The 22,212-nt window shown below is 42.2% G+C and carries 12 protein-coding genes; all 12 read right to left on the reverse strand.

Annotation, left to right across the window (positions count from 1 at the left end):
* Positions 1-58 precede the first annotated feature (58 nt).
* On the reverse strand, positions 59-1,651 hold the full coding sequence (locus tag GO816_RS12680) for a RagB/SusD family nutrient uptake outer membrane protein (protein WP_157542297.1): 1,593 nt from the start codon (positions 1,649-1,651) through the stop codon (positions 59-61).
* A gap of 13 nt (positions 1,652-1,664) precedes the next feature.
* Positions 1,665-4,697, reverse strand: a complete 3,033-nt coding sequence (locus tag GO816_RS12685) for a SusC/RagA family TonB-linked outer membrane protein (RefSeq protein WP_157542298.1) — start codon at positions 4,695-4,697, stop codon at positions 1,665-1,667.
* A gap of 27 nt (positions 4,698-4,724) precedes the next feature.
* Positions 4,725-5,786, reverse strand: coding sequence for a FecR family protein (locus GO816_RS12690; RefSeq protein WP_157542299.1), 1,062 nt, complete (start codon positions 5,784-5,786; stop codon positions 4,725-4,727).
* Between the two features lie 40 nt (positions 5,787-5,826).
* Positions 5,827-6,384, reverse strand: coding sequence for a sigma-70 family RNA polymerase sigma factor (locus GO816_RS12695; protein ID WP_157542300.1), 558 nt, complete (start codon positions 6,382-6,384; stop codon positions 5,827-5,829).
* A gap of 149 nt (positions 6,385-6,533) precedes the next feature.
* Positions 6,534-7,841, reverse strand: a complete 1,308-nt coding sequence (locus tag GO816_RS12700) for a glycoside hydrolase family 28 protein (RefSeq protein ID WP_198171513.1) — start codon at positions 7,839-7,841, stop codon at positions 6,534-6,536.
* 110 nt (positions 7,842-7,951) lie between these two features.
* The gene (locus tag GO816_RS12705; protein WP_232336567.1) at positions 7,952-9,193 is read right to left on the reverse strand and encodes a pectate lyase family protein; all 1,242 of its coding nucleotides are present in this window, start codon (positions 9,191-9,193) and stop codon (positions 7,952-7,954) included.
* Between the two features lie 44 nt (positions 9,194-9,237).
* Positions 9,238-10,929: a RagB/SusD family nutrient uptake outer membrane protein gene (locus GO816_RS12710; RefSeq protein WP_157542302.1), complete on the reverse strand. Its 1,692-nt coding sequence runs from the start codon at positions 10,927-10,929 to the stop codon at positions 9,238-9,240.
* Positions 10,930-10,940: 11 nt separating this feature from the next.
* A complete protein-coding gene (locus GO816_RS12715) occupies positions 10,941-14,120 on the reverse strand; it encodes a SusC/RagA family TonB-linked outer membrane protein (protein WP_157542303.1) in 3,180 nt (1,059 codons plus the stop codon).
* Positions 14,121-14,158: 38 nt separating this feature from the next.
* Positions 14,159-15,586, reverse strand: a complete 1,428-nt coding sequence (locus tag GO816_RS12720; protein WP_157542304.1) for a fasciclin domain-containing protein — start codon at positions 15,584-15,586, stop codon at positions 14,159-14,161.
* Positions 15,587-15,605: 19 nt separating this feature from the next.
* Complete coding sequence (locus tag GO816_RS12725; RefSeq protein ID WP_157542305.1) at positions 15,606-17,366, reverse strand: fasciclin domain-containing protein; 1,761 nt, start codon at positions 17,364-17,366, stop codon at positions 15,606-15,608.
* A 21-nt stretch (positions 17,367-17,387) separates the two neighbouring features.
* Entirely contained in the window at positions 17,388-18,866 is a 1,479-nt protein-coding gene (locus tag GO816_RS12730) for a RagB/SusD family nutrient uptake outer membrane protein (protein ID WP_198171514.1), read from the reverse strand.
* A 21-nt stretch (positions 18,867-18,887) separates the two neighbouring features.
* The gene (locus GO816_RS12735) at positions 18,888-22,142 is read right to left on the reverse strand and encodes a SusC/RagA family TonB-linked outer membrane protein (protein ID WP_157542307.1); all 3,255 of its coding nucleotides are present in this window, start codon (positions 22,140-22,142) and stop codon (positions 18,888-18,890) included.
* Positions 22,143-22,212: the final 70 nt, after the last annotated feature.

The following is a 22,212-nucleotide window of genomic DNA, read 5'->3' on the forward strand; positions in this document are numbered from 1 at the left end:
CAATATATTGCGCTGCGTTAAAATCACTTTGCAGCGCAATATATTAAAACAGCAGCAATTAATATCCCGGGTTTTGTACCAGGTTAGGATTCAATGACCTTTCGCTTGTTGGAACCGGGTAAATACGCTTGTTTACATCGGCGTTGTTTTTAAAACCCCAGGCGCTTTCAAATTTGCCAAAGCGTATTAAATCATTTCTGCGCCAGCCCTCCCAGGCAAACTCACGTGCACGCTCGTCTAGTAGCTGATCAAGCGTAATACCGCTTAATACAGGTGCCTTTGCACGCGTACGTATTTTATTCACCAATACATCGGCTGTTTGTAATTCGCCGCCAACAGAGGTTGGTGCTGCGCCGCGTAAAATTGCTTCAGCTTTCATCATTATAACATCAGCTAAACGTAGTATTGGCATATCATTCCCTTGAAAACGGGTGTTTGGATTGGCATTCTTATCAGGGTAAAACTTAATTGAGCGTACACCTTTGGCCTTACCTAATTCATCATTGCCAACATCCATAGTGGCAGGCCTAACCAGTGTAAGTTCAGGCGTAAAATCCAAATGATAATCTACAGATGCAGTACCATCGGCGCCTGCATATGAGGCATCAACGCCTTTTTTGGTTGATTTGATAATAATTGGTGCTCCGTTGTTTTCATATTGTTTACCGGCCAGCCAGGTGTTGTTACGAACATCGCCCGTTAAATTGAACTTTTGCCAGAACTCTTTGATAGTACTCAAAGCAATACTTGGCCTAAATGGTATGCTGTATTTGGCTTGAACAGCGGTGTGTAAGCCAAAACGCGTAAAGTGATTACCTTCGGCAACGTTCGGATCGTAAGGCACAGCAAAAATCGTTTCTTTTATTTGAGGCCCATTCTCCGGCGCAAACAAAGTCATGTAGTCGGCATCAAGCGAATATATGTTTTTTGCACGATCCAGAACGCTGTCAGCCATGGCTACAGTTTCGGTGTAACGGGCCTGGCCGGTGTAATACTGTGCGTTCAGATATAGTTTTTCGAGCAGTGTAAATGCCATCCATTTAGTTGGCCTACCGTAAGTAAGTGTGCCTGCAGTGCTGCTTAAATTTGGAATAGCCTCCTTCAAGTCTTTCTCAATAAACTGAAATACCTCGGCACGTGGTGCTGTTTTAGGCAAACCATTTACAGGGAATGTTGATATGATGGGCACATTACCATACAAATCCATCATAATGAAGTAAAACAGTGCACGCATGGTGCGCAGTTCGGCAATACTTGCCTTTGCCGTTGCAACAGCACCATTGGTTTCAAATAAACTAATAAGCCTGTTACAAGCATTTATTCCTCCAAAACCCCACTCCCAGTTTGAGCGCACGTTTGGATGATCGGGCCCCCAGGTGTGCATGTGTAAAAACCGATATTGTCCGCCATCGTCATAATTACCATCACGGGCTGGTATGATAGCCTCATCGGTTGATAGCTCCTGCATTCTCCAATAATCTACCGCGTAAATTGAGCGCAATTGGGTATATACAGGGCCGGTAGCTGCAATGTATCCTTCAGGGTTATTTGGAAAGTTATCAGGCGTAAGTTCAGACTTTACCGGAACATCAAGTTTGGTACAGCTTGCAGCAGCACAAGCTAACGCCGCAAAAAATAATATCTTTTTCATTGTTGATTAATGATTAAAAAGTAACGTTTAAGCCTAAAAGGAATGAGCGTGTTTTAGGATAGAAATTGTTGTTATCAATACCGGGCGTAACACCACCCATATTCATTTCGGGGTCAATACCGCGGTATTTGGTTATTAAAAACAAATTATTTCCGGTGGCATAAATGCGCAAGCGGTTTATTGATTTTACCTTCAATGGAATGTTATAGCCTAACGTAGCATTATCTAAACGCAGGTAAGAACCGCTTTCCAGATAACGGTCTGAAAGTATGTAAGCGTTATTATCGTTGGGAGACTCGTTTAACGTGAACCTTGGAATGTTCACGTTAGTGGCATCAGACGGACTATTTAAATTAGCCAGGGTTGCATTCAAAACCTTGTTGCCCAATACACCTCGTACAAAAAAGCCTAAATCAACATTTTTGTAGGTAAAGGTGTTGCCCCAACCGTAAATAAGTTTTGGCTGTGCATTGCCAACATAAGCAAAATCGGCCACTACGGGTGGAGTGGTTGATATTGAGCCGTCGGCCTTGTAAAACTGACTTACCCCTTGAGCATCCTTCCCGGCGTAACGAGCTAACAAGAAGGAGCCTAATGGTAAACCCGTTTGCAAAATTTGCGAAGGATTAGCTGATTGCCCCTTACCGCCAAGGTAGGCCGTACGCTGATAATCTAACTGGAATAAATTGCTTGATAGTGACTCTACCGTGTTTTTGTTATAAGCCACGTTTACCGTGCTTGTCCATTTCAGGGCTTTGCCCACTAATGGCCTTACGCTAACTATGGCCTCAATACCTTTATTTCTGATGTTACCACCGTTGGCCGTTAAAAACGGCAGGTAATATTGAGTTGTTGACACCTGGTAATCGTTGATTAAATCTTTGGTACGTTTATCATACACATCAACCGAACCTGACAGGATGTTATTGAACAAGCTAAAATCAACACCGATATTAGCTACATCAGTAGTTTCCCATTTCAAATCAGGGTTTTGATTTTGACGCGGGCCAATCGGATTAATGTAACTTCCGTTGTAGTAAAACCTCGAACCGGTGGTTACACCATAAAGCAACAGCGTAGTAAACGGCCTGATACCGTCGCTATTACCTGAGCTACCCCAGCCAGCCCTTAGTTTGAGGTTATTTACAAAGCTTACACCTTTCATAAAGTCCTCATTGCTGATGTTCCATGCTGCCGATACTGATGGAAAATATCCCCATCTGCTATTGGCGCCAAACGCTGAAGATCCATCACGACGCAATGATGTTTGGAAAAGGTACTTGTCTTTATAATTATACTGTGCCCTGCCGTAAAAAGATATAATTCTTAATATAGCAATAGGTGGATTGGTGCCACCCAGTATAGGATCATCAACGCTGTAATTAATTACTGCTCCTGCAGGTGCGTTGCCTAAAGTAAGATTGTTGTAGGTAAGATTATCGTTTACAAAGTTTTGATTTGAAGTACCAAAACCGTTGTTTCGTTCATCCTCTTGCCATGAGTAGCCGGCAAGCAACTTCAAGTCATGATTGCCAAACCGCTTATCATAGTTAAAATAACTTTCAATAATCTTTTTGTTGTTTGTCCATGATTGTCTACGAGCATAACCATTAAGCCCTTGGGCTAAACCCGAGAAACGGTTGTTATATGAATCATTATAATTTTGCTCGTCTTGGTAAGAGATGCTTAGCGTGTACTTCAAACCTGTGAATAAACGTGCTTCGGCAATTGCGTTTCCTAAAAAGGTTTTTACCCGGCTGTTGTAGATATTATTATCAATCAATGATACCGGATTCAGGTATCCACGTGTACGGGTAAAGTTTTCTGTATAAGAGCCGTCAGGCTGCCTTACGTTTACCGTTGGCAAGTAAGTAAGCATATTTTGATATACCTCACGGGCAATGTTACGGCTGCTGGTAACACTGTTTACGCCCGAAACATTTAAGCGCAATCGGTTATCAAAAAACTTTTGATCAATATTGGCGCGTAAGATGAAACGCTCAAGTCCGGATGTTTTAATGATACCTTTATTATTCAGGTAGTTTAAACTTACGTTGTAAGCCGTTTGGCCTGAGTTACCATTAAGGGAAACGTTGTGGTTATTGGAGATACTTGTTTGAGTAAGTTCCTTTTGCCAGTCGGTATTAGCACCGGCATTATTATCAACCAGGTTTAAGGTACGGTTATTGGCCTGCAGGTAGCTGCGTAACTCATCGCCACCAAGTACGGCAATCTGGTTGGATACGTTTTCAACTGCGCCGTAACCACTATAACTCAGGCTTGATTGCCCCGGTTTTGCCTTGCGGGTAGTAACCATAATAACACCATTGGCAGCCCGCGCACCGTAAATTGCGGTTGATGATGCATCTTTAAGCACATCAATGCTCATAATATCATCAGGTGCCAATAAATCAATTGATGCACCCGGAACGCCGTCAATTACATAAAAAGGTTCCTGCGCACCGGCACGTAATGTTGATGGCCCCCTGAGCAATATCGAACCCCTGTCGTTAGGGTTACCGCTACGCGTAATGTTAAACCCCGGAACCTTACCTTGAAGCAACTGTGCCGGAGAGCTTATTACGCCGCGATTAAAATCTTCTGCCTGCACCGATGTTATGGCACCGGTTAAGTCGGCTTTACGGCTGGTTCCGTAGCCGGTTACTACCACCTGGGTTAACGAGGTTGCACTTTCTTTTAGCGTTACCGAAAGTGAAATTTTGTTACCGGCCAATGCCTGGTAACCTGTAAGTGTTTTAGTTTCAAAACCAATAAATGTAAAGGTGAAGCTGTAGTTGCCACCCGTTTGGAGATTACTGATGTTAAAAACACCATTTACATCTGTAGTTGCGTTGGTTGCTTTGCCTGTAAGCTTGTTTTCGGCTTTAACGGTTGCTCCAACTATGGGTACTCCGAGGGTGTCTTTAACCATACCTGAGGCCGATGGACCAGATTGAGCGTGCAAGGCATTTCCAAGCAGCAAAAAGCCGCATATGAGGAAGATTGCCTGCAGGCATTTAAAACATTGCTTGTAAGTTTTGTTCATAACTTTTTTGGGTTGATTTGCAGTAGTTTATTTTTTAGTGATGATGTAAGTACTATCGGGCTGCATATTGAAGTGCAGTTTATTAAGTGCCGTAATGGTGCCTAAAACGTTGTTAAGGCTTTCGGTGCGGGTATTGAACTCGCCTGTGAAGTAATACTTTTTTAAGCTTACGCGCGATTGAATGTGTACGTTGTAGGTCTCTTCAATTTTATTAATTCCAAGCGGGAGCTGCTGATTTGTAAAGTTGAGCGTATCACCTTTTATAATGGTTTTGCCGGCCTGCACTGCAAACTTTGCTTTAACAGGGTTTAGATTAAACGCTGAAACTATAAGCGATTGGTGTTTATTGTTAAACACAAGCTCTTTACCCGGCAATAAATACACTGCCTGACTCTCGGGCTCGGGGTTTTGGAATTGCACAACTTTTACCTTACCGCTTAAAAGCTTTACTTTGGTCTGTATGCTGTTTGGCTTGGCTGTTATTTTAAACACAGTACCCAAAGCGGTAGTTGCCAACGGCCCGGCATAAACCGTAAACCGCCTGCTTCTATCTTTAGCTACGTGAAAACGGGCAACACCTTTTAAATATATTTCCCTGGCATTACGCTTGAAAGGCACAGTGTATCTTATAGTAGCCTTTGGCTCCATTACTATGTGCGAGCCATCATCCAGCAAAATGCTTAACTCATGATTGGCCTTGTTTCTGGTAATCTTCCAATTTAATTGTTTGGTTACTTTTGCCGCAAACGGCACTGGTTTAGCCTTAGTTACCTGGTTAAAGTGCACCCATAATAAAATATTTACCGCTATGCATAAGCAAGCAGCTAAAGCATTAACAATTGCCGGATTTATGAGCCTTACCTTTTGCTCGGAGTGACGTTCAATGCCCAGCAGAATATTGCCCAGCATTTTTTCGGTGCGCGAGGTTTTAGGACTACCGTAAAGTGCTAAATCATTCCACTCCTTTTCACCAACGTATTCTTCAAGTACTTCGGGGTGCGCTAACAAATACTGATGAACAAGTTCAGCTTCGTGGGATGTGCACTCGCGTTTAAAATATTTAATAATTTGAGCTGGCGTGGGCTGCATATACAAACAATACGGCCGTCACAATGCTAACCCCCAACACTTAATAATTACTTAATATTGCATGAGCTACATAAAGAAAGGAAACTGTAATTATTGTTGAATTGCGTAGTTCTTTTAAAGCAAGATTGATATGATTTTCGACAGTCTTGGTTGAGATGGAAAGCATTGCCGCTATTTGGGCGTTAGTGAGGTGGTTAAAGCGACTCAATTTAAAAACGGTTTTACGTACGTGAGGCAATTTTTCAATGGCTTTAGTAACGTTTTTTAACGTTTCGCGGTTATCAAATTGTTCATTATACCCGGCGTTTATATCAAATTCAATGCGGCTAATATGGTTATTTCTGATGCTATCTTTTCGTAACTCATCAATGAGCGTGGTACGTGCAATGCGAAACAGTTGAACATCCAACCCAAATTGCAGTGACAGACTTTCGCGGTTGTTCCATAGCTTTATGAATGTTACCTGCACAACCTCTTCGGCAATGTAAGATGAAGATGTTTTACCCAACAAAAAAGCATATAACTTTGGATGATACTGGTAGTAAACCATTTTAAAAGTTGTAAGGCAACCATTGCGAATAAGGGTAACATATTCCATACCCTGCAAAGATTTAGCTCTGATGTTACTTCAAAAACATGCTAATGTTAGGGATTTGTTAAAAACAATAAAAACTTTTCCACCTGTGTAAAACAAATAAAGCCTTCCTTTTACGGAAAGCTTTACTTTGATAAAAAGTTAACATCTACTTATCTGGTAGCCGTAAAAGCTTTGCCATTGATAACCACATTTTTTAAAGCAATATTTTTGAAGGTGCTGTCTGATAAATTTACAGTTGCCACAGCCAGCGTTACATTAGTAAGCTGTATAGGATGAATGGTTGTTTTGGCAGTTCCTTTTACCTCACCTAAAGTTGCGCAATCACCTTTTACGTTTTTGATGCTTATGTTTTTAATCAGTGATGAAGGTGGTTGCTGACCTTTTAAATCAAAATACTGTGTCCAGGGTGATACCTTTAAAAGCTGCGATTTGCCAGACATGGTTATATCACTTAAACTTATATTTTCATATTGTTGCGGCGTGTCGGGACGTAGTTTAAGCCTTAGTACATTCACTCCCCTGGCAACGCAACGCTCAATGGTTACGTCGCGCACAATGGTTGCCTCACTGCCACATGTAACCACGCCACCACCAGCCTCAAATACGCAATCGGCTATACGAATGCGCTCAACCGGGGGACTATCTTTATCATTCATGGCAAAAGGCCCTTTTGTACCTTTGAGCGCAATATCATCGTCGCCAACGGCAAAGTAGCATTTGCTTATAAAAATATCCTGCGAACTGTCAACGTCAATACCGTCAGAACTGGGAGCATGGTCATCGGGTTTTGAACGGTGTGCTGCTTCAAACCGGCAGTTCTCAACAATCACATTCTTATCCCTGTACAAATGAAGATTCCAAAAGCCGGAGTCTTTAAAGTTTATGCCAGAAATTTTAACGTCGTGCGAGTCCTCAATAAACATAAGCCGCGGTCTGTCTACATCTAAGTTTGCAGTTCCGGCAACTTTAGTCCGTGTATCATAAAACAACTTCCAAAACGGACGACCGCTGCCATTTATTTCACCACCGCCACTTATGCATAGCTGGTGAATACCTTTAGCGTTTATGAGAGCAGGTCGCCACATTTGCAAGTGCCCTTCAATGCGCGTCATTTGACGCGGGTAATCGTCTATATTAACAGAACCCTTAAGTACACCGCCCTTTTGTATCTCCAGGTTCACACCTGGTTTTATAAACAAAGCGCCACTCACAAAGGTTCCTTGCGGAATAAGCACAGTTCCGCCACCGTTTGCACTGCAACTGTCAATTACTTTTTGAATAACAACAGTGTTTACGGTACGGTCATCATCCTTTGCACCACAGTTTTTTATATTATAAACCTTATTTTCTGTGAGTGATGGTTTGCCTTTTACTATACTGTTATACCTTACAATACTAAGAGGTATTAAAGGCAGTGTAAGCACTAAAATGCTTATGATGTTACTTTTTAAATTCAAAGCTTTAAATTTGTTATAGTGCCTTATAAATCGGTTTACATTTGAAAAAAGCCGGACGTTTCCCAACGCCCGGCAAACCAACTAAAAATGCAAACGTAGTTTACAAGGTCTTATTTCAACTTTACAATATCGTTAAGGTATTTCTCTAGTCGGGTATACCCATTTTCATCATTTGATGAGTTTGCGTTGAACTTTTTGTCCCATTTATCAGGTATTCCGTCGTTGTTACTATCAGCGGGTTTTTCAACCGCAGGCAAATCAGGCTGGCCTCCGGCATCTGCTTCAGTTTTGAAAATTTGCCCTTTGGTACCCAAACTTTTAAGGTAGCCAATCAGCCGCTCATCAACCGCATCACGCCGGAGGGATGCACCTACTTCATTCAATACTTTTTTGTAAGCTGAAGCAGCGTTATCGATATTTACGGCGGGTTTGTAGTTTGATGTTTTTAATAAAGTGGGACCCTTTTTTACAAAATCCGAATCTACAAGTAACCGTCCGTTCAGTTTACCATCCTTGTTGGCATCTAAGTAGTTGCCACGCTGGTAAACTCTGTCTGTAGCTGAAAACAAACCCATATATGACTTGCTTGAATTAGGACCCGCTATGAAATAATTATTGATGATATCCTGCGTGTGTACCGCACCTGAATGCCCGCCTACAAAACCGTTTGACCCCCAATTGTATATAACATTGTTAATGTACTCAATACCAGCTTTTGCTTTTGGATTACGACTCGAATTATCTATCCACAAACTGTGATGAACAGTTATATTGGTTGGGTTTTCGAATAAGGCACCAAATCGCTGAGGATCAATAGATTCGCCTATTAAACAATATTGAAGCGTTATATTATTGCTGTTTTTGATGTGCAAATTATCCCACCGCCCCCAGGCAATACTCACATGGTCAAATATTACATCCTTACAATTATCAGCAACTACTGTGCAGGCACCCCGCGGCATGTTTATGCTTCCTCTAAAGCGCATGTATCTTATAATGCTGCTATCGGCAAATGATACACCGTTACCATACACTACAATGCCTTGCCCCGGAGCTGTTTGACCCGCAACGGTTATTTTAGGAGATGCCTTTATCTTATCAGTTATCTTTATTACACCCGTTACGTCAAATACGATAGTGCGATTTGATTTACTAACGGCATCACGAAACGAGCCTTCGCCAGAATCATTCAAATTTGTAACGTGATATACCTCGCCTCCCCTGCCGCCTGTGGCAAAACGCCCAAATCCTTCTGCCTCAGGAAAAGCCAGTTTTTGAGCACTTACCTGCAAAACTACGCCAAGTGAAGCGATAGTAATTGCCGGAACAAGCAACTTATATTTTGTTATCATAAATGATAGTATTGACATACAGACAGATTTATATTGTTTACTGATTATTTAAAAGGTAAAAACCAGTTAGCGGTATTCATCAAGCGTGACCTTACAGATGCTGCCGCAGGGTTACCGTCTTTAAGCAATTTGTTGTAAACCTTATCGGCCAGTAATGCAGGGTCATTACGTCGCAGTGCAACACGCATGAGGTCTTGCCAACGGTTGCCCTCATATGCCAGTTCAAGTGCTGCCTCTTCCAGCAACTTATCTTCCATGCCTACCATATCTGTTTGAAAGGCAACGCTTAAATTAATTGTACCAACTCGTGCCCGTATACCAAGGTTGCGGTGAAATTTACCTCTTATTGTAGGTGCATCAAGTTTGCGGGCGTCAAACATATACGGCTCCGGCAAGTTGGTTATGCGGCGTTTAGTAGCATCTGGTTCGGCAGTATTATCATAGGCCCCTTTAATGCCGGCGTTAACCAGCGCCCAGGCAATTTTTGTTTGCCCATCGCGGTTGGCAGCTTCAGCGTACCTTAGGTGTAAAGTGGGCGTGCGGTATAAAAACCAGCGTCCGTTTTTCTCTAAGGCGTTTATTGGTAAACCTGTAGTTGTACTTAAGTAATTGTATAGAAACTTAACTATAACAGGCTGACCATTTATAATTTTATAGGTATTGTTGGGGCCACGTAAATCAAATGGGGTTCCATCGTTTTGTATCTGGCTGTTCCAGTTGTCAATTGCGGTTTGCGATGGTTTTACCAGGTACTGCCCGCCGTTATTAGCAAAAAGATTAACAAACGGATTTTCAGGCGCAAAAGCTTTGTCAAAAACCATTGCCCAAATCCACTCACTCTGAAACTCCCTGTCTTGCATTGAGCGAGACAAAAACCCCTGCCAGGCACTGGTAGTAACAGCATCATTATCACTACCACTATTTAAAGTATAAGTATTAAAATAGTTGTAGCTATCGCTCGGGCCATTAGGGGTTGAAGTTTCAAGCACTTCTTTATATACCGTAGCGGCTTTACGGTATTCGTTGTTCCATAGATATAAGTCTCCCAACAAGCATTTTTTATTTACAAAAAACAGCTTCGACGGGTAGCCGTCTATCTGCGTAACCATGGTATTGGCAGCCGGGTAAGGCAGCTTATAAGGCAAGGCCTCTAAAAATGTGATAAGCGTTTTCACCAATGCATCCAATTTCAAACGCGGGTATTTGCTTTGGTCTTTAACGTCGTTTACATTGGTTAATGCCTCAGTAACGTAAGGTACCTCGCCAAAGTGAATCCCTAACTGAAAGTATAACCATGAGCGTAGCGCAGCAACGTCACTCCAGCGTTGGTTATAATCGTTAGCTGTGAGCTTGTTGGTATCATACATCAACTTCAGGTTCTTCATCACATCGTTACAACTCAATATTACCGAGTAAAACGGTTTCGGGTCGGCGTAGCTATTGCCGTCGAGCACATTGTGAGTATTGATTTGCTGTAACTCGGCACCTGCGTTGGGTGTTACGTCCATCAGGTCGGCACGTAGTTCATTGAGCACTTCGTATTGCCGGGCCAAACCCAACACTTTACCATAGATGCCTATGACCGCAGCATCTGCGTCATAGATGTTACGGAACATATTTTTTGCGTCAACCTGGTTTTGAGGTTCTACATCATACATATTACGGCACGAGTAAGAACCTGTAAGCATTACAACCAATGCTGCGGCTTTTATATAGGGGGCAAATTTAAATTTCATGTTTTTGAGTTTTATAATCCTATACGAACACCTAACTGTGCAGAGCGGAATTGTGGTTCGAGCGCCGTATCAATACCTTGTACCAACGGGCTTCTTCCGGCGCTGAATTCCGGGTCATAGCCGAGGTATTTGGTAACAGTAAATAGGTTATCGGCAGTTAAATAAATGGTTGCATACTTAAGCAACTTTGGCTTAATAGGCAGATTATAATTCACTGCAATGGTACGTAACCGTACGTATGATCCACTTTCAATAAACCTGTCGCTAAACCGCGCATTACCCATCGGATCTCCGTATGCAGCACGTGGTACGTCGGTAACCTGCCCGTCAAACCTCCACCGGTTTACTACGTTAGCAAATTTATTTGCCGGGGATGACAGTGATTGTAAAATTGCACGCTGACCATTGTACAAGTCATTACCGCTACTGAAAGTAAACAACGCTGTGAGCGACAAATTTTTATAGCTCACCTTACCATTAAAGCTTCCTATAAAATCAGGATTGGGATTGCCTATAATCTGGCGGTCATTATCGTCTATAACCTTGTCGTTGTTTACATCAATAAACCGTACATCACCGCCTTTAAACGGCACCAGACTTCCATCTGTACCTCTTATACTTAAGCCGGCTTGGGTGGCTTCATTGTTAGAAGTATAAATTCCGTTAGTTTTATAGCCATAAAACATAGCTGTAGGCTGCCCAATACGAGTAATCATGGTGGCGCCAGCATAGTTGGTTATTAAATTATCGGCGGGTAAAGCGGTAATGCGATTGCTGTAAGTTGATACGTTAAGTCCAACATCAAGCTTAACGGCATTATTTATAATTCGGCTGTTAAGGCTTAAATCAATACCGTTTGTGCGCATACCGCCGCTGTTGGCAATCACGTACTGCATACCCGCAGCAGTGTTCAACGGATCGAGCGTGATCATTTTTGAAGTAACGTTGTGGTAAGCATCAATACTGAAATTTAGACGCTCATTAAAAAGAGCCACATCAAGACCAACGTTAGCTTTTTTGTTAAGTTCCCATTGTAATTGGGGGTTGGCAATGTTAGCCAATACAAGGCCCTGAGAGCCTAACAGGTTTTGAGCGTGGTAGTATGAACGGGTATTGTAATTACCAATATCGTCGTTACCGGTAAGCCCATAGCTGGCGCGGAATTTTAAAAGATCGATAGATTTAACAGACGCTAAAAACTTTTCTGATGATATTAACCAGCTTGCCGCTACTGATGGTAACACTGCATATTTATTACCTGCAATACTTAATGCGCCGGGTATATCGCGTCCAAAACGTGATGAGCCATCAGCAGATAGGTTTGCAGATAAAAAGTATTTACTGCGAAAGCTGTAATTCAGCGCGGCATAGGCATTAAGCCATTTCCATTTACCATAATCTCCGGTTAACCTGCGCAAGTTTGTAACGCCGTTGCCAATACTTACGAAATCATCGGTTGGTGAATTATAGCCTTGAGCATAGTCCTGCTCGCTCTCGCTATCATGATACCTGAAGCCTGCATTAAATAGTACATCATGCTCACCTGTAAAGGCACGTTTGTATGAATACCATGTATCATTGTAAAAAGAGTTATACCGTTGTATTGATGCACCTAAGCGACTATATGCTATTGCATTACGCAAGGTATCAGGCACTACCCCCATACGAGGGATAAAGGTATTCTCGCGCACTTTATCATACACCAGCCCGGTAAGTGAGCTTACACTGTGATGCTTGTTAAATTGAAAATTGAACTTTACCGAACCAAAAAAACGATAATATTTATTGGTTTGCTGTGCATTCCTGATGAGGGATACAGGGTTGCTTACGTTAAATATATCGACATCGGCCAGGTTTGGAGACTGCACGCCGGTTTCAGAGATTTGATTTACAGACAAGAACGGCGCTTTGATCAGGCCTATCAATGCCGGATTGGCTGTAGTTAAACCCTGATCTTTAAGTATCTGCTCTGAAGATGAAAAAGACAGGTTTGTGTTAGCTGTTAATTTGGGTGTAAGGTTTAAATCGGCATTAAAACGGGTACTGTATCTTTTAAGGTTAGTGCTATCAGTTAAACCATCATTATTAAGGTAACCAACTGAGAGTGCATACTTAGCAATATTGTCACCACCTGTTACCTTCAAGTAATAGTTTTGGCTATAGCTATTGGTGAACACCTTTTTTTGCCAGTTGGTATTGTTGTGATACTGATAGTAAGTTGGGTTTGCAGGATCATCATTCATATACGGCTGCGCCTGTATCTGAGCATCAGTTTGACCCGCGCTTCGCAGCACATCAGTAAGATACAACCTGTAATCGGTAGTATTTAGCAGAGGAATTTGCTTCGGTGTAAAGTTCATTCCGCCATAGGCTGCAAAGTCAATACGGGTAGTAAGCTCTTTTGCGTGTGCTGTATTGATCAGGATTACACCGTTTGCTCCCCTGCTTCCGTAATAGGAGGCTCCATCTTTAATAACGGTTATGTTATCAATGTCTTTAATATCAATATTTGAAAGTGGATTGGTTACGTGCCCGTTGATGATTGATCGCCCGTAACTGTTGGCGTCATAAATCATTCCGTCAATAACGTAAAGAGGCTGGTTAGTGGCATTTAATGAATTGAAACCGCGTAAAAACACTTCGGCACCAACTCCCGGCGTTCCCGAACGGCGTATAACGTTCAATCCGGCTACTTGCCCCTGTAAAAAGTTATCCGGCGTTTCTTTATTGCGTGTCCAGCTTCCGTCGGTATTTACCGAAGTTACTGCATAACTAATTTGTGATTTAGGCGCTTGGCGGAAAGGAAGCGTCACCAAATCATATGCTGATGTAAAGCCATCTTCATAAAGTGATGCATTGATTACCTTACGACCGTTTACGGCAACGTCTTTATACTGAAACCCCTGCCCCGAAAATTGAAGTACACTGGTTTTTGATGGTACTACAATTTTGAAGTTACCCTTATCATCGGTAATTGCGGCGGCTATATCCTGCACAACCACATTTATGCCCGGAACAGGCTTTTTGGTTGCTGCATCGGTAACCTGACCTGTTACCTCATAACCGTTCTTAATTTTATTTGCAGACGTAACGGCCACCCGGGTGCTATCTTTTTGCTGTGCGTTAGCCGCCGTACAAAAACATATACTTCCGCAAATAGCTAAAACGTGTATGGGAGTAGAAATGCGCATGTTTATAGGTTATATAATTGCTTCAAGAGTTTTATAAATCAGGGAAGTTGCGGTACCAGCACAAAGTAGTCTACGTTTATAGAGTTGGTAGCATCTACCCCATTGTTGGCAGCAACCACGTATGCAGTTACCCCGCCAAATTGCGCCGGAACATAGTCACCAACAAAAACCTGATTGTAATTTTTTAGTGGTACATCAGTTTCGGCAAATGCTGTAGACAGTGGATCGTTAATGGCAAACCGTTGTCTAAACGCTACCGTTTGAACATCGTTTGGTGCAACCCAATAAACTTTGTAAGGCACTTTGTAAAGCTCTTTAAGGTTATAGCGCACATTAAACAGCGGAATTTTATGATTGAAAATATAAATGTCGTTAAACTGTTGCCCGCTAAGTGGGTTAAGCCTCAAACGATAAGCAATATTGCCGCTTTTATCGGTGCGGCTGAAGCCATCAGGCTGTTCGCCTTCGCGCTTTACGGGGCGTATTTTATCACTAAGTTTTACGTTTGCCGTACTCATAATGTATACAGTACCATTACTGGTTATGCGCGTATCAATAATTGCCGTTTTATCAATTGGCACCGTAACACCATCAGCCGAGACTATTGACGCGGGTAAATCTTGCAAGGCGTAATTACCTTTAATAACAAGGTCTTTAATTACATGAAGCGAACTCAAACGTTCTGTTTCATCATTATTTGCACCTTGCACATAAGGCTTAAGCTTGGCGCGCTCGGCATCAACCGCAGCATCAGTAAGTAATATAAAGGTGTACTCCTGGTCCTCATTACGTAAATCACCTACCCTGTCAAAAAGCAAGTTACGGGTAATTATACCGGTGCCCGGCTGGTAAATTGGCTTGCTGGTAACGGGATCTAAACCAATTTGTACGGCCTTCGCCGAATCAATTGCCTGATAATCGAGTGCATTGATGTAGGCTTTTTGTTTGTAGGCTGTGCTGCTTACATACTCCCAAACATTTTGCCGTGGAAGTACAATTTTGTTGATGGTGTGCAATACGCCGTTACTTACATACTTATTGGCCGATAATAAGCCTGCATCTTCAAATTGAGTAGCACTGAACTTAATGTATTTACCGTTTAGCGTTTTTATGCGCGAAACCGGGTTTGGGGTATTGGTATAGTAACTCAGGTTTACTATATGATTACCAACAAATTGTTTCAAACGTTCGGCATCGTTTAATGTGCCCGCATCAAGCGCTTGCAGTGTTTGGTTATCGGGCGCCCAAACTGTGTACATTTTTGAACCTTCAAGCACTTTATCAAAGCCTGTTTTAATCAGCAGTTCGTTAAAGCGGCTCAGGGTCGGTGTTTCCCTTATTAGCTGAGCAAGTGTTTGCTCCAAAGCTTCGTTATTCACTTTGGTTTCGTCGGCGTATTTGTTGCAGCCAAGCAAGGCTGCAACCACGCAAACTAAAAGCAGAATTCTGTTATATTTTACCGTCATGATAAATTAGTCCGAAGATTTACTGTGGTTTTTGAATTACTGAGCCATCCGGGTTAAACTTCGGATACAGCTGGTCCATGTTTTCGGGTATGAAATGAATCATATCAATTTGCACATCACCCGAACCATCGGCCACCGCTTGAAGCCTTAGATTGTGCCTGTCTGTTTTCTGCACATCAATGGTACCTGCTAATAAGCCGTAACTATCTCTGTAATACTCTATGGTTTGTGCCGGGTTATTATAGTATGGTACGCTAGGCCCACCAAAAACTATCTTTTTGCCCAGTGCTTCTAACGACTCAGGCGAGGTGCCTGCAGGATACGTCCAGCGGTTACCTACCAGTACCTGTGCCGGTAAACTTTCGGTAAGATTAAGCACACGTGATAACGGCTCGCCATTGAACAGAACAGATACACCTTTACCTCCGCCACGGCGAATGAAGCAAACCCACACTTTGTAACGGCCTTTTACTAGTAGCGGAGTTTTGAATTCAACAAAACTGTTTGCTGTAGCTGCGGTACGTAAAGCCGCAATAAATAAATAATCGTTGTTATACACATAAAACTGACGAGCCTCGGGAGCCACACGATAGCTCACCGAACCGGTTTGCCATTTTACGTCTTGTAAATCGCCGGTAACATAGTTAGGGCTTGATTTATTGGTTACGCGATATACTCCTGTCAGCCTTTTAAACTCAGGCTGGTCAGTTACTTCCCAATAAACCGGTATAGGGAAACGCACTTTGATTGCATAATGCGCAGCCATGTCATGCAATACACCATTGGCTGTAGTGTTATCACTTGCCGCACGGTTTATAAGTGCTCCCGGCTCATACTTGCCATCAAAAGTGTCATCGTTCACCAGTATTTGCTGGTTCACTAGCTTGGTGGTGATTACATCAAGCGGCGCCAAGGTTACGTGCGATGATGCATTGAAAATGTCTGGTAAGTATTTTAATCCGGGCAAAATATGGTAAGCCATAAACAAGTGAAGGCTATCAGTCACTGATTTTGGATCACCTGTTTTTGAAAAGCGATTTTTTAAGGCACTGTAAGAGCTATAACCCGCGGCTGCAAACACAGCATTTGATTGCGCCAGCACCGTTTGAAAACGTTTGTTGGTATCAGGAGCGTTAACAGGCAGTACGTTAAGGCTGTCATAAAAGCCGGTTTCTTTTAACGCCTGGGTAAATATGCTATAGTTTGGATTTTGTTCTATTGCCTGTGCCAGCGTTAACCTGGAAGGCTTTAAAACTCTGTCAATAACATGCACAATTCCGTTACCGGCACGTATGTTTCCCTTTACCAGCGTTGCCTGGCGGTTAATGGTAAGGGTTGTTACACCATTTATATTTTGGGCGCCGGTTAGTATTGATTGGCCGTACATGGTATTAGTACGCAACTTACCATCGGTAAACTTATCGGTGGTGATAGTATCCCTTATCAAATGGAAACGTACCAGGTCTTTCAACTCTTCCACGCCCAATTGATCTACCGATGTTTTACCTGATTCGATAAGGTATTTAGCAAAAGCCTCATTGGTTGGTGCAAATAAGGTGTATGTACCATATCCGCCTAACGAGTTATCGCTACCGGTTATCTGCAACACTTTTGATAAGGTTGAAAATTGATTAGGATCTTGCTGCAGGTATTCGGTAATGTTAACATCGCCGGTTGTGGTTTCGGTAAACTCTTCGCGTTTACAGCCACTTAGCATAACGGCCACCAGTACTACTACCGTTACCGATGCAAGCCATTTGTATGAGTTTAATATTTTCATAAACACTTATTTAAATGGAACTTATTGATAAAATGGGTTTTGAACCAGTGCTTTATTGGTTTGCAGTTCGTATAAGAAAATTGGAAAGTAGTGACTGCGTTTGTCTCTGAGTTTAACTATGGCCGCTTGCTGATATTCATCTGCTGCTGTTGTTGGTACAACATTCAATATCAAATCAAGCCTTTCGTAATTGTTGCGGCGGGCGTTGCGTAATAAATCATACCAGCGTTTGCCTTCAAAAGCAAACTCGCGGGCCCTTTCTGCCAGTAAATAGTCAGTTACTCCGTTACGGTCGGTTGGATCAACAACCATTGCTGAGCTTGGTAATGCATTAGCACGCGTACGAATAACCTCAATAGCATTTAAAGCAGCCTGTCCATTACCTTGCTGGTTAAGCGCTTCCGCCTTCATCAGCAATACATCAGGATAACGGTATACAAACCAATGTGCAAACGAGGCCGCCGGCGTACGTGATGAGTTGGCGTTTATGCCTTGGTACTTATAAATTGTACCATCGTTAAATTTCAGTGATGCATCATTACCGCGTATATCAATGTTGGTAATATCAAAAAAGTCTTGTGTGTAAACCTCGGCTGCTACCTTCAACGCTGCTCTAAACCGTTTAAAATTGATAAACATGTTGTAGAACGGGTTAAGCTTGTTTTGATTAAACTGCAGTTCAAAAAGGCTTTCATTTGAGTTGCCCTGAAAATATACGGTTGAATACCAGTTGTTATCACCCGGCACAAGGGTGAATTGGTTGGAATTGATGATGTAATCACAAGCTTTAATACAATCATCGTACTTATCAAGCCATAAGTAAACATCGGCCAAAATTGCGTTTACAGTATAGCGGGTTATGCGGCCTTTGTCGTCATTACGGTTACCGTATGATGTTGCTACAAATTGCTCAGCCTGCTTCAAGTCGGCAATTATCTGATCAAAAACCTGTTGCTGTGTGCTTTTAGCAATTTCAAGATTGTCATCATCACTACTGGTTGACTTAAGCTTTAACGGCACATCACCAAAACTGCGGGCCAAGTAAAAATACAGTAAGCCACGTAAGGCCATTGCTTCACCTAAATAACCGTTGAGGGTTGCCTGGGTAAGGGTATTATCATATTTAAGCACCTCAGGGCCAAAATCGAGCACTGTATTACAGTTGTTTATTGCTTTATAGATGATAGACCAATCGGCAATAGTATTAGTTGATGATATGTTGACGTTTATTACGTTAAGCTCGGCGTTGCGCACGCCTACCCCGGCTGCAAGCATGTCACCTCTTAGTTCGCCCCACAAGAAAAGGTTTTCAACCAACGGATCGGCCAGCATACCGGCATAGCAACCATTAACAGCTGCCTTAAGCTGTTCTTTGGTTTTCCAAAAGTTTTGCCTTATGATACCATCCTGCGGTTCAAGCGAAAGATATTTGTTACACGACGTTGAGCTGAGTGTAACAAGCAGCAGCAGTACAGTATAGAATTTGATTTTTATATTCATATCAATACTCATTCAATATTATTAAAAGCCAAGTACTAAGCCCATTACCAGGTTGCGGGTTGGCGGCGTCATCGAGTTATCTGTTGCCACCCTGAACGGATCACTACCTCTTACAGAAACTTCAGGGTCCTGACCGGTATATTTGGTAAACGTCAAAAGATTTTCAGCGGTGAAATACACACTGGCGCTACGTACCCCTACTTTGGTTAGCATACGCTTTGTAAAGTTGTACCTGGCCGTAACCGAACGCAGGCGTATAAATGAACCATTCTCTACGTACCTGTCTGATCCTAACCAATTGTACCCGTCATTATAAAGTGCACGCGGAACGTCGGTATCGTCGCCTTCATTACGCCATCTCTTTAATACCTCAGTACTTTGATTATTGAAGCCGTACATATTGCTGGTTTGCATACGCGTACCATTTACCAACTGATAACCGTACCTGAAAGCAAAGAAGGCGTTAAGCTTAAAATTACCGTTTATAGTAATTGTTGGTCCAAAACCACCGGTAAATTTGGGGTTACCGTTACCCAGGTAAACCACGTCTTTATAATCAATGTTGCCATCATGGTTAATGTCTTCATACATGGCGTCGCCTGGTTTAAATACGTAATCAGTTGCCGGATAATTAAAGCGCATTTGAAGTGGCACACCGTCTAACCCAACAATAGGTTGCCCGTTTGCATTGGTAGCAACAGTTGCTGCCTGATCCTGATAAACTCCTTTGTAACGGAAGCCATAAAAGGAACCGAATGGATTATTAATTTGTAAAATGGTTTTATAGCTGCCGTTAGTGGTAATATCACCTTTAGTGCTTGGATAATAAGGAGATATACTGCGAATAATATTGGTATTGTTAGCTATGTTGAAATTCATTTCAACCATTAGCTTTTTACCTCTCACGGCAACGGTGTTAAGGTTTACTTCCCATCCCTGATTGTCCATGGTACCAACGTTCATGTTAATTTTGCTAAAGCCTGATATGCCTGGCAATTGCAGGTCGTTAAAAAACAGGTCGGTGGTGCGGTTGCGGTAAAGGTCAATATCAACGTTAATACGGCTCTTTAACATTGAGAAGGTCAAACCAACGTTTTGGCCGGTAACGGTTTCCCAGCGCAGGTTACGTAATTCGATATTTTGTGAGTACACGGCCGAGGAACCTAAGTAGTCATAAGCGTAGTTGCCGTAAGTGTTAAAGAATGTGTAGTTATTTTTTGGTTCGTTACCACTTTTACCATAGCTGGCTCTTAAGCTTAAGTCATCAAAAAAGGTGAGTTTACGCATAAACGGTTCGCCTGAAATTCTCCAACGGGTAGATATTGACGGAAACAAACCCCAGCGATGCACAGGACCAAACTTAGAGTTGCCATCGGTACGTAGCGCAAAATTGACAATGTAACGGTCCAAAAATCCATACTGGGCATTAATTAAAGCTGCAACGCTACGTGTTTGCCCTAATGAAGATCTTAAATTAAGCACCCGTGTATCAACCGATGGATCTTGTAAAAATACTGAACCTGAGTTTGACGATTCGCTTTGCAGTACGGTTGCCTTGCTGTCATTGGTGATAAATGAAACAAGACCTGTAAAATTGTGCTTCTCATTTAACCTTGGAGTATAAATGAAATTGGTTTTGGTTTGAATACTAAACTGATCAACGTCACCGTCAAAAGCACGGTTTACATTTAAGTCACTTACAGGCAAACCAGTGGCTATTTGCGATAAAAAACTGCGGTTTTTGGTATTGTTTATATCAAACTGAACATCTGCAGTTGCACGAAACAAGTTTGGAACAATATCATACTGCAAAGTAAAGTGCGGTACAATGCGCTCGCCTACAATGTTGTTTATACCTGATGAAAGTAAAGCTACAGGGTTAAAGGTGCCCGGGTAACTTCCTTGTATGTTTTGCAACGGAGATAGGTAATTACCGGTATTGTTACCAAGACTGTTGATTTCATAAATGCTCATATTTGGCATTTTTTGGTAAGCTATGCTACGGGCATCATCATTGTAAACCTTATCAGTATTTGAGTGGGTGTAAGACACATCCGTACGGAACTTGATACGATCAGATACGTTATAATCTAAGTTTATACGTGTAGTAACCCTGTTTAGAGCGGTACCTAAAGTTGTTCCGCGCTGGTTAAGGTAACTTACTGACGAAAAGTAACGTGCCTTCTCGCCACCACCCGATAACGACAAGTTATGATCATGCATAATACCTGTGCGGGTTATGGCTCCAATCCAATCGGTGTTATTACTATAATTATTGTAATAATACCTGTCGCTCGGATCGTATAGAAATTCTTTCACTGTTTGGGTATTCAATGGAGTACCCGTGCGATTCATCACCTCTTCAGGAATTAGCTGAGAATATTGATCACCCGTAAGCATAGGTATGGCATTGGGCTGTCTTGACGCCGTAGCACGCATAGTGTAAGTAACCTGAGGAGAGCCAACACGCCCGCGTTTGGTATTAATAATCAGCACGCCGTTTGCCGCCCTTGAACCCCAAACCGCAGTTGCGGCAGCATCTTTAAGTACAGATATATCCTGAATATCAGCAGGTGCAATGTTTAATAAAGACGCATACCCTTGCTCATCGGCAGTTCCGAAATTAAAATCGGTTGGTATACTGGTATCATAAGGCATACCGTCCAACACAATAAGTGGATTGGTTGATCCGTTTATTGTTGAAGTGCCACGTATACGGATTTGCATTCCTGCACCCGGATCGCCCGAGTTGGCAGCTATATCAACACCCGGAAGGCGACCCTGAATAGCCTGATCAATAGAAGAGGCAGATAACTCTTCGATGTCTTTCGCACTCACTTTCGCAACGGCTGTAGTTGAATTGCGGGTATCAATTTGCAGCAAGCCATTACTTGATGTTTTATTTGCGGTAACTGTAACGTCGTTTAGTGTATTTGAACTTTGTTCTAATGATATATTAAGCGTACTGCGGTCATTTATATCCATCGTTATGGTTTTGTAGCCTATTAACGATATTGATATTTTGTTTTGACGGCTTTTAACCCGAAGTGCATAGTTACCATCAATATCGGTTGATACGCCGCCAACAATACGTTTCTCTTTATCAACTTCAACCACCGTTACGCCCACCAGAGGTGCCTTATCTTTTCTGTCGGTTACTTTACCGCGTACGGTGGCAACAGGTGCAACCGTGGTTTGGGCTTTTACCACATTTACAAACACTGCGGGCAACAGTATAAAGCAACAGATAAAAAGATGAGTAAATATTTTTTTCATTAATTAAGGTTATTAATGGTTTGGTAGGTTGCCGGGAGGTTAAACCGGCAACCATCAATTGCAATTGGTT

This window comes from Mucilaginibacter aquatilis (assembly GCF_009755275.1).
Taxonomy (GTDB): Bacteria; Bacteroidota; Bacteroidia; order Sphingobacteriales; family Sphingobacteriaceae; genus Mucilaginibacter; species Mucilaginibacter aquatilis.